The organism is Bradyrhizobium sp. (assembly GCF_028868675.1).
Lineage (GTDB): Bacteria > Pseudomonadota > Alphaproteobacteria > Rhizobiales > Xanthobacteraceae > Bradyrhizobium.
In genome coordinates, this window is record NZ_JAGWUA010000203.1 from 1 (window position 1) to 8,556 (window position 8,556).

An 8,556-nucleotide genomic window follows, 5' to 3' on the forward strand; every position below is an offset into this window, starting at 1 on the left:
GCGCGGGAGCCCGGCTCGTACTTGTAGTAGCCCTTGCCGGTCTTCTGGCCGAAGCGGCCGGCTTCGCACAAGGCGTCCGCAATCTCCGACTTGATGCCACGGTCCTTGCGCGAGCGCCAGCCGATGTCGAGGCCGGCGAGGTCGCCCATCGCGAACGGGCCCATCGGCATGCCGAACTTGGTCACGACGGCGTCGACCTGCTGCGGCAGCGCGCCCTCGAACAGCAGTTTCTCGGCCTGCTTGCCGCGCTGGGCCAGCATGCGGTTGCCGACGAAACCGTCGCAGACGCCGACCACGGCCGGCACCTTGGCGATCTTGCGCGCGATGTTGACGGCGGTGACGAGCGCGTCCGGCGCGGTCTTGTCCGCGCGCACGATCTCGCACAGCTTCATGACGTTGGCCGGCGAGAAGAAGTGCATGCCGAGCACGTCCTGCGGACGCTTGGTCGACTTCGCGATCTCGTCGATGTTGAGGTAGGAGGTGTTGGAGGCGAGCACGGCGCCCGGCTTGGCGTACTGGTCGAGCTTGCCGAACACTTCCTTCTTCACCGCCATGGTCTCGAACACCGCCTCGATGACGAGGTCGGCGTCGCCGACGTTCTCGATGCCGACCTTGCCGTCGATCAGCGCCATGCGCTTGGCCGGCGCATCGGCCGGAATGCCGCCGCGCGCCGCGGTCGCCTCCCAGTTCTTCTGCATGATGCCCATGCCGCGCTTGAGCGGCTCCTCGGCGGTCTCGATCAGGGTCACGGGGATGCCGGCATTGGCAAAGGACATCGCGATGCCGCCGCCCATGGTGCCGGCGCCGAGCACGGCGACGCGGCTGACCGCGCGCGCCTTGGTGCCGTCGGGCACGCCCGCGATCTTGCTGGCTTCGCGCTCGGCGAAGAAGGCATAGCGCTGCGCCTTGGACTGCTCGCTGACGAGGAGCTTCATGAAGCCCTCGCGCTCCTTCTTCAGGCCCTCGTCGAACGGGAGGTCGATCGCCGCGCCGACGGCGTCGGCGGCCGCGAACGGCGCCTCCAGGCCGCGGGATTTCTTGGTCATGGCGGCGACCGCATTGGTGAAGATCGAGCGATCGGCCTTGGCCGCGGCGATCTTGGAGTCGTCATCGCGCAACCGGCGCAGCGGCCGCTTCTCGGCGAGCACCTTGCGCGCAAACGCCGCAGCGCCGGCCACCCGATCCTCGACGATCTCCTCGATCAGCCCGTTCTTCAGCGCCTCCGCGGCGCCGATCGGGTCGCCGCCGACGATCATCTTGACCGCGAGTTCGGGTCCGACCGCGCGCGGCAGGCGCTGGGTGCCGCCGGCGCCGGGCAGAAGCCCGAGCTTCACCTCGGGCAGGCCGAGCCTGGCGTCCTTGATCGCGACGCGGAAATGACAGGCAAGCGCGACTTCGAGACCGCCGCCGAGGGCCGTGCCGTGGATCCCGGCCACGATCGGCTTGGGCGAATTCTCCATCTCGGTCAGCACCTCGTTGAGACCGGGCGGCTTCGGCGGCTTGCCGAATTCGGTGATGTCGGCGCCTGCAATGAAGGTCCGCCCCCCGCAGGACAGCACGATCCCCTTGATCGCGGGATCGGCGATTGCCTGCTTGATGCATTCGAGGATGCCGCCGCGCACCGCCGCGCTGAGCGCGTTCACCGGGGGGCTGTCGATCGTGACGATGCCGATTTCGTCCTGACGCTCGAGCTTGACCACTTCACTCACGGCTTTCCCTCCTTGGTGGGGATGTATTTTCGTTCAATTTCGCAGTGCGGAATTTAATTCCGCATCTTGACGGCAGGGTTATTTTGAAGCACGAGCCTTGTCAACGACTCCGCGCAAGAAGCAGATCAGGGATGAAGCGTACAGGGAAGAAGCCGGCGGCCGACCGGAATTTCGTCGTGGCGCTATCCCGCGGACTGGACGTATTGCGCGCATTTCAACCCAACGACGGGCTTCTCGGCAATCAGGAGATCGCGGCCCGCACGAATTTGCCCAAGCCAACCGTATCGCGGCTGACCCATACCTTGACCAAGCTCGGCTATCTTACACCGGTTCCCCGTTTCGAAAAGTATCAGCTCGCGCCGGCGGCGATGGCGCTCGGCTACGCGGCGCTGGCCAATCTGGGGGTTCGGCATTTGTCCGAGCCGTTCCGCGAGGAGGTCATGCGCGAGACGGGCGGCGCGGTCGCGGTCGGCGGCCGCGACCGTCACAGCATGATCTATTTCGGACAGTGCCGGAACGGGCTGACGCTCGGCGTTCAACTCGACGTCGGCTCGCGCGTGCCGATTGCAACCAGCGCGATGGGTCGCGCCTATTTCTGGTCGCTCGGCGAGGAGGAGCGCGCGGCCCTGTTGCGCGACCTGCGCGAACATTACGGCAGCCGCTGGCCCAAGCTGCGGGACAACCTGGAGCGCTCCGGCGAGACCGTCGCGAAATACGGTTTCGCGATCTCCGCGGGCGAGTGGCAGACCGACGTGCACGCCGCCGGCGTAGCACTAAAGCTCAATGACGGAACCGGCCCATATGCGTTTAACTGTGGCGCGCCGGCATTCCGCTTCACGGAAGAGCGATTGATCACCGACATTGGACCACGTCTGGTGGCGATGGTAAGGAACATCGAAGCGGCGCTGGGCGGAATTGCGCCGGCATCCCGAAAAGAAGTCAGCAAGAAGCTGAAACCAGGAGGAAAAGTTGCACGTGTGGCCGAGGGGATCAGGTAGCCATCATCGTTGCAGGGAGCGGACAGTTTCGCTCCTCGGCCCACTCAACCGCGTGGGCGAGACGAGATGACGCAGGCACAGCTCGCGCAGGGGACTGCTCCCCTGCTTGCCGTCCGCGACGTCAGCGTCGTGTTCGGCGGCATCGTCGCGCTCAACGGCGTGACCTTCGACATGCACAAGGGCCAGATCCTCGGATTGATCGGGCCCAACGGTGCGGGCAAGACCACGCTGTTCAACTGTCTCTCCCGGCTCTACCAGCCGTCGTCCGGCGATATCCTGATGGAGGGCGTGAGCATCCTGTCGCGTCCGCCGCACCGGATCGCGGAGATCGGCATCGGCCGCACCTTCCAGAACGTGGCGCTGTTCCCCAACCTCTCGGTGATGGACAACGTCCGCGTCGGCACCCACGCCCGCACCTCCAGCGACATCATCAGCGACTCCCTCAAGCTCGCCTGGGTTCGCCGCAGCGAGGCCAGCGTGAACAGGAAGGCGAAGGAGCTGTTGGCCTATCTCGACCTCGAGGACGTCGCCCACACCGTCGTCGCCGGCCTGCCGTTCGGCACGCAGAAGCGCGTCGAGCTGGCGCGCGCGCTGGCCGCGGATCCCAAGATTCTGCTGCTCGACGAGCCGGCCGGCGGCCTCAACCACGAGGAAGTCCACGTGCTCGGCGACCTGATCCGCCGCATTCGCGACGACCGGCACATGACCGTGCTGCTGGTCGAGCATCACATGGGGCTCGTGATGTCGATCGCCGACCACGTGGTCGCGCTGAACTTCGGCAAGAAGCTCGCGGAGGGAACGCCGGCCCAGGTGCAGGCGAATCCCGACGTCATCAAGGCCTATCTCGGGAGCAAGGATCAATGACGACGCTGCTCAACGTCAAGGATCTGCGTGCCTATTACGGCCAGGTTCAGGCCCTCCACGGCCTTTCCTTCTCGCTCAACGAGGGCTCGCTCACGACGCTGCTCGGGGCCAACGGCGCCGGCAAGACCACCACGCTGCGCGCGATCTGCAACATGGTGCGCTCCACCGGCGCGGTCGAGTTCGAGGGCAAGCCGCTGAACAACCGCGCGACCGAGAACATCGTGCGCTTCGGCATCGCCCACGTGCCGCAGGGCCGCGGCACCTTCACCAACATGACGGTGGAGGAGAATCTGCAGCTCGGAGCCATCACGCGGAAGGACAATTCCGGCATCGTCTCCGACATCGAGCGCATGTACGCGCACTTCCCGGTGCTGAAGCAGCGCCACACCCAGCAGGCCGGCACGCTCTCCGGCGGCGAGCAGCAGATGCTCGCGGTCGCGCGCGCGCTGATGCTGCGGCCACGGCTGATGCTGCTGGACGAGCCGTCGTTCGGCCTTGCGCCGCTCGTCGTGCGCGACCTGTTCGGCATCCTCGGCAAGATCAACCGCGAGGACAAGGTCACGATCCTGGTGGTCGAGCAGAACGCGCAGCTCGCGCTGGAGCTCGCCGACCAGGCCTACGTGATCGAGACCGGACGCATCGTGATGTCGGGCAACGCCAAGGACATCGCGAAGAACGAAGACATCCGCAAATCCTATCTGGGTTACTGAGGAGCCGGGACAATGGAGCTTTTCACCAACCAAATCCTGGCTGGGATTGCCACCGGCGCCATCTATGCCTGCATGGCGCTGGCGGTGGTCATGATCTACCAGGCGATCGACCATCTCAACTTCGCGCAGGGCGAGATGGCGATGTTCGCGACCTTCATCTCCTGGCAGCTGATGCAGTGGGGCGTGCCCTATTGGGGTGCCTTCGTGATCACGCTGGTCCTCTCCTTCCTCGGCGGCATCGCGATCGAGCGCATCCTGTTCAAGCCGCTCGCCAAGGCACCGATCCTGACCAACGTCGCGGGCTTCATCGCGCTGTTCGCGATCATCAACTCGTGCGCCGGCCTGATCTGGGACTTCACGATCAAGCAATATCCGACCCCGTTCGGCTCCGCGCCGTTCCTCGGCAGCCAGCTGATCTCGACCCACCAGGCCGGCATGATCGGCGTCACCTTGCTGCTGCTGATCGGGCTGTTCTTCTTCTTCCAGTACACGCGGATCGGGCTTGCGATGCGGGCGGCGGCCGCGCTGCCGGAATCGGCCCGGCTGGTCGGCATCAACACCTCCTGGATGATCGCGCTCGGCTGGGGCATGGCGTCCGCCATCGGCGCCATCGCCGGCATGCTGATCGCGCCGGTCGTATTCCTGGAGCCCAACATGATGGGCGGCGTGCTGATCTACGGCTTCGCCGCGGCGGTGCTCGGCGGGCTGACCAGCCCGTTCGGCGCCGTGATCGGCGGCTTCCTGATGGGCATCTTCGAGAACCTCGCCGGCACCTACATCCCCGGCGTCGGCAATGAGCTGAAACTCCCGATCGCGCTCGCGCTGATCATTTCCGTCCTGGTCGTCAAACCCGCTGGCCTGTTCGGCCGGCACATCGTCAAGCGAGTTTGATCATGAGCGCTGCAGAAGAAGTCGTCGCAGAAGGCCACGAGGCGGTCGAGGCCGTTCCGAAGCGGGCCATGACGCTCGGCACCGGCACCTCCTTGGTGGTGGTGGTGCTGCTGCTGATCGTGCCGCTGTTCACCAAGAACTTCATCATCTTCCAGATGACGATGCTCCTGATCTACGGGCTCGCGGTGCTGGCGCTGAACATCCTCACCGGCGGCAGCGGACAGTTCTCGCTCGGCCAGAGCGCGTTCTACGCCATCGGCGCCTACATCTCGGCGGTGCTGATGGAGCAGTTCAACGTCAACTACGCGCTGACGCTGCCGATCTCGGGCGTGCTCTGCTTCGGCGTCGGCTTCCTGTTCGGCAAGCCCGCGCTGCGGCTGTCGGGCGTCTATCTCGCGCTCGCGACCTTCGCGCTCGCCACCGCCATGCCGCAGCTCCTCAAGCTGAATTTCCTCGAACAGTGGACCGGCGGCGTGCAGGGCCTGGTGGTCACCAAGCCGGACGCCCCGTTCGGGCTGAAGATGTCGCAGGACATGTGGCTCTACTATTTCACGCTGGCGGTCACGCTCGCGATCTACATTTTCTCGGTGAACCTGCTGCGCTCCCGCTCCGGCCGCGCCTTCATGGCGATCCGCGACAACGAGATCGCGGCGTCAGCCATGGGCGTCGACGTCGCGCTCTACAAGACGCTCGCCTTCGGCATTTCCGCCGGCATCACCGGCGTCGCCGGCGGGCTCGGCGCAATCGCGGTGCAGTTCGTCGCGCCCGACAGCTACACGATCACGCTCGCTATCTCGCTGTTCCTCGGCATGGTCGTCGGCGGCGTGGGCTGGCTGCCCGGCTCGTTCGTCGGCGCAGCCTTCATCATCTTCGTTCCGAACATCGCCGAGAGCATCTCCAAGGGCCTCTCCGGCGCGGTGTTCGGCGTACTGCTGTTCCTCGTCATCTTCCTCGTACCCCACGGCGCGAGGCAGATCGCCATCGTCGGCCAGCAACTGATCGGCAAGCTCAGAAAGACCTGAAACCAACTGAAGGAGACCAAATTGCTCTTGAGCCAAAAACTACGAATCGCCGCGCTTGCGACGGCGGTCATGACGTTCACCTCCGGCGCAGCACTCGCCCAAAAGAAGTACGACACCGGCGCATCCGACACCGAGATCAAGATCGGCAACATCATGCCGTATAGTGGTCCGGCGTCCGCCTACGGCATCATCGGCAAGACCGAGGAAGCCTACTTCAAGATGATCAACGACCGGGGCGGCATCAACGGCCGCAAGATCAACTTCGTCACCTACGACGACGGCTACTCGCCGCCGAAGGCGGTCGAACAGGTCCGCAAGCTCGTCGAGAGCGACGAGGTGCTGGTCGTGTTCAACCCGCTCGGCACGCCGTCGAACACGGCGATCCAGAAGTACCTGAATGCGAAGAAGATTCCGCAGCTCTTCGTCGCCACCGGCGCGACCAAGTGGAACGATCCGAAGAACTTCCCCTGGACCATCGGCTGGCAGCCCTCCTACCAGAGCGAAGCGCATATCTATGCGAAGTACCTGCTCAAGGAGAAGCCCGACGCCAAGGTCGCGATTCTCTACCAGAACGACGATTTCGGTAAGGACTACCTGAAGGGCACCAAGGACGGGTTCGGCGCCAAGGCGGCTTCCATGATCACCGTGGAGGAGAGCTACGAGATTTCCGAGCCGTCGATCGATTCCCACATCGTCAAGATCAAGGCCGCCAATCCCGACGTGCTGCTGATCTACACGACGCCGAAGTTCGGCGCCCAGACCATCAAGAAGACCGCCGAACTCGGCTGGAAGCCGCTGCAGATCATCACCAACGTGTCGGCCTCGGTCGGCAGCGTGATGAAGCCGGCCGGCTTCGACAACGCCCAGGGCGTGCTGTCGGCGGCCTACGCCAAGGACGCCACCGATCCGCAATGGGCCAACGACGTCAGCCTGAAGAAGTGGAACGAGTTCGTCGACAAGTACTTGCCCGGTGCCGACAAGACCGACGGCGGCCTGATCTACGGCTACGGCGCCGCACAGACCCTGGCGAAGGTGCTCGAGATGTGCGGCGACGACCTGACCCGCGCCAACGTCATGAAGCAGGCCGCGAGCCTGAAGGACTTTATTCCGGACACCCTGCTGCCCGGCGTCAAGATCAATACCGGCCCGACCGACTTCGCCCCGATCAGCCAGTTGCAGATGCAGCGGTTCAAGGGCGAGAAGTGGGAGCTGTTCGGCGAAACCATCAGCGGCGACGTCGCCCCGGAGTGATGCTCCGGAGCAACGGTCGTAGCATCAAGCCCCCGCGGACCGTCCGCGGGGGCTTTTTGTTGGCCCGGCAATCCTGTTGAATGCGGCGCCAATCCAATCCCGGGGGTGGGGACCAATGACTGCCGTCCGTTTCCAGCTTGCGGCCCTGTCGGCCGCACTCGTCTTCTGCACCGCAGCCAGCGGCCCCGTCCAAGCGCAAAAGAAGTACGACACCGGCGCCTCGGACGCCGAGATCAGGATCGGCAACATCGTGCCCTACAGCGGCCCGGCCTCCGCCTATGGGGTGATCGGCAAGACCGAGGAGGCCTATTTCAACAAGATCAATGCCGAGGGCGGCATCAACGGGCGCAAGGTCAAGTTCATCTCCTATGACGACGGCTACTCCCCGCCCAAGACGGTCGAGCAGGCACGCAAGCTCGTCGAAGGCGACGGGGTGCTGCTGATCTTCAACTCGCTCGGCACCTCCACCAACACCGCCATCCGCAAGTACATGAACGACAAGAAGGTGCCGCAGCTGTTCGTGGCGAGCGGCGCCTCGAAGTGGAACGACCCCGCGCACTATCCCTGGACCATGGGCTGGCAGCCGAGCTACGCCAGCGAGGCGCGCATCTACGCCAAGTACATCATGAAGGAAAAGCCGGACGCGAAGATCGGCGTGCTCTATCAGAACGACGATTTCGGCAAGGACTATCTGAAGGGCCTGAAGGACGGCCTCGGATCCAGAGCCTCCATGGTCATCGCGGAGGAGAGCTACGACACCTCCGAACCGGCGGTCGATGAACACGTCGTCAAGCTCAAGATGTCGGGCGCCGACGTCTTCATCAGCATCACCACCCCGAAGTTCACGGCCCAGGCGATCAAGAAGGCCGCTGAGATCGTCTGGCATCCCATGCACATCATTTCCAACGTCTCGGCTTCGGTCGGCGGCGTGCTGGAGCCGGCCGGGGTCGAGGTGTCGCAGGGCATCCTGTCCGCCATCTACATCAAGGATGGCTCCGATCCGCAGTGGAACGACGATCCCGGCATGAAGAGGTTCTACGGCTTTCTCGAGCAGTACTATCCGAAGGCCGACAGACACGACGGCGCGGTCGTCTACGGCTACTCCGCGGCA

General features: G+C 64.7%; 8 protein-coding genes. 7 read left to right on the plus strand and 1 reads right to left on the minus strand.

Going from position 1 to position 8,556, the window contains the following annotated elements:
• A partial coding sequence (locus KGM94_RS20905) for a 3-hydroxyacyl-CoA dehydrogenase NAD-binding domain-containing protein (RefSeq protein ID WP_300263644.1) occupies positions 1 to 1,709 on the minus strand: 1,709 nt, incomplete at its 3' end.
• A gap of 131 nt (positions 1,710 to 1,840) precedes the next feature.
• Between KGM94_RS20905 and KGM94_RS20910 the strand changes: the two genes are divergently transcribed.
• The 7 genes from KGM94_RS20910 to KGM94_RS20940 all read left to right on the plus strand — a co-directional run.
• Positions 1,841 to 2,707, plus strand: a complete 867-nt coding sequence (locus KGM94_RS20910; RefSeq protein WP_300263658.1) for an IclR family transcriptional regulator — start codon at positions 1,841 to 1,843, stop codon at positions 2,705 to 2,707.
• Between the two features lie 66 nt (positions 2,708 to 2,773).
• Complete coding sequence (locus tag KGM94_RS20915) at positions 2,774 to 3,571, plus strand: ABC transporter ATP-binding protein (protein WP_300263646.1); 798 nt, start codon at positions 2,774 to 2,776, stop codon at positions 3,569 to 3,571.
• Positions 3,568 to 4,281: an ABC transporter ATP-binding protein gene (locus KGM94_RS20920; RefSeq protein WP_300263648.1), complete on the plus strand. Its 714-nt coding sequence runs from the start codon at positions 3,568 to 3,570 to the stop codon at positions 4,279 to 4,281. Before KGM94_RS20915 ends, KGM94_RS20920 begins: the two co-directional genes overlap by 4 nt.
• A 12-nt stretch (positions 4,282 to 4,293) precedes the next feature.
• Positions 4,294 to 5,172, plus strand: a complete 879-nt coding sequence (locus KGM94_RS20925) for a branched-chain amino acid ABC transporter permease (protein ID WP_300263650.1) — start codon at positions 4,294 to 4,296, stop codon at positions 5,170 to 5,172.
• 2 nt (positions 5,173 to 5,174) lie between these two features.
• Entirely contained in the window at positions 5,175 to 6,194 is a 1,020-nt protein-coding gene (locus tag KGM94_RS20930) for a branched-chain amino acid ABC transporter permease (RefSeq protein WP_300263652.1), read from the plus strand.
• A gap of 21 nt (positions 6,195 to 6,215) precedes the next feature.
• The gene (locus tag KGM94_RS20935) at positions 6,216 to 7,445 is read left to right on the plus strand and encodes an ABC transporter substrate-binding protein (protein ID WP_300263654.1); all 1,230 of its coding nucleotides are present in this window, start codon (positions 6,216 to 6,218) and stop codon (positions 7,443 to 7,445) included.
• Positions 7,446 to 7,560: 115 nt separating this feature from the next.
• Positions 7,561 to 8,556 (plus strand): ABC transporter substrate-binding protein (locus tag KGM94_RS20940; RefSeq protein ID WP_300263656.1); only part of this gene is annotated, 996 nt, incomplete at its 3' end.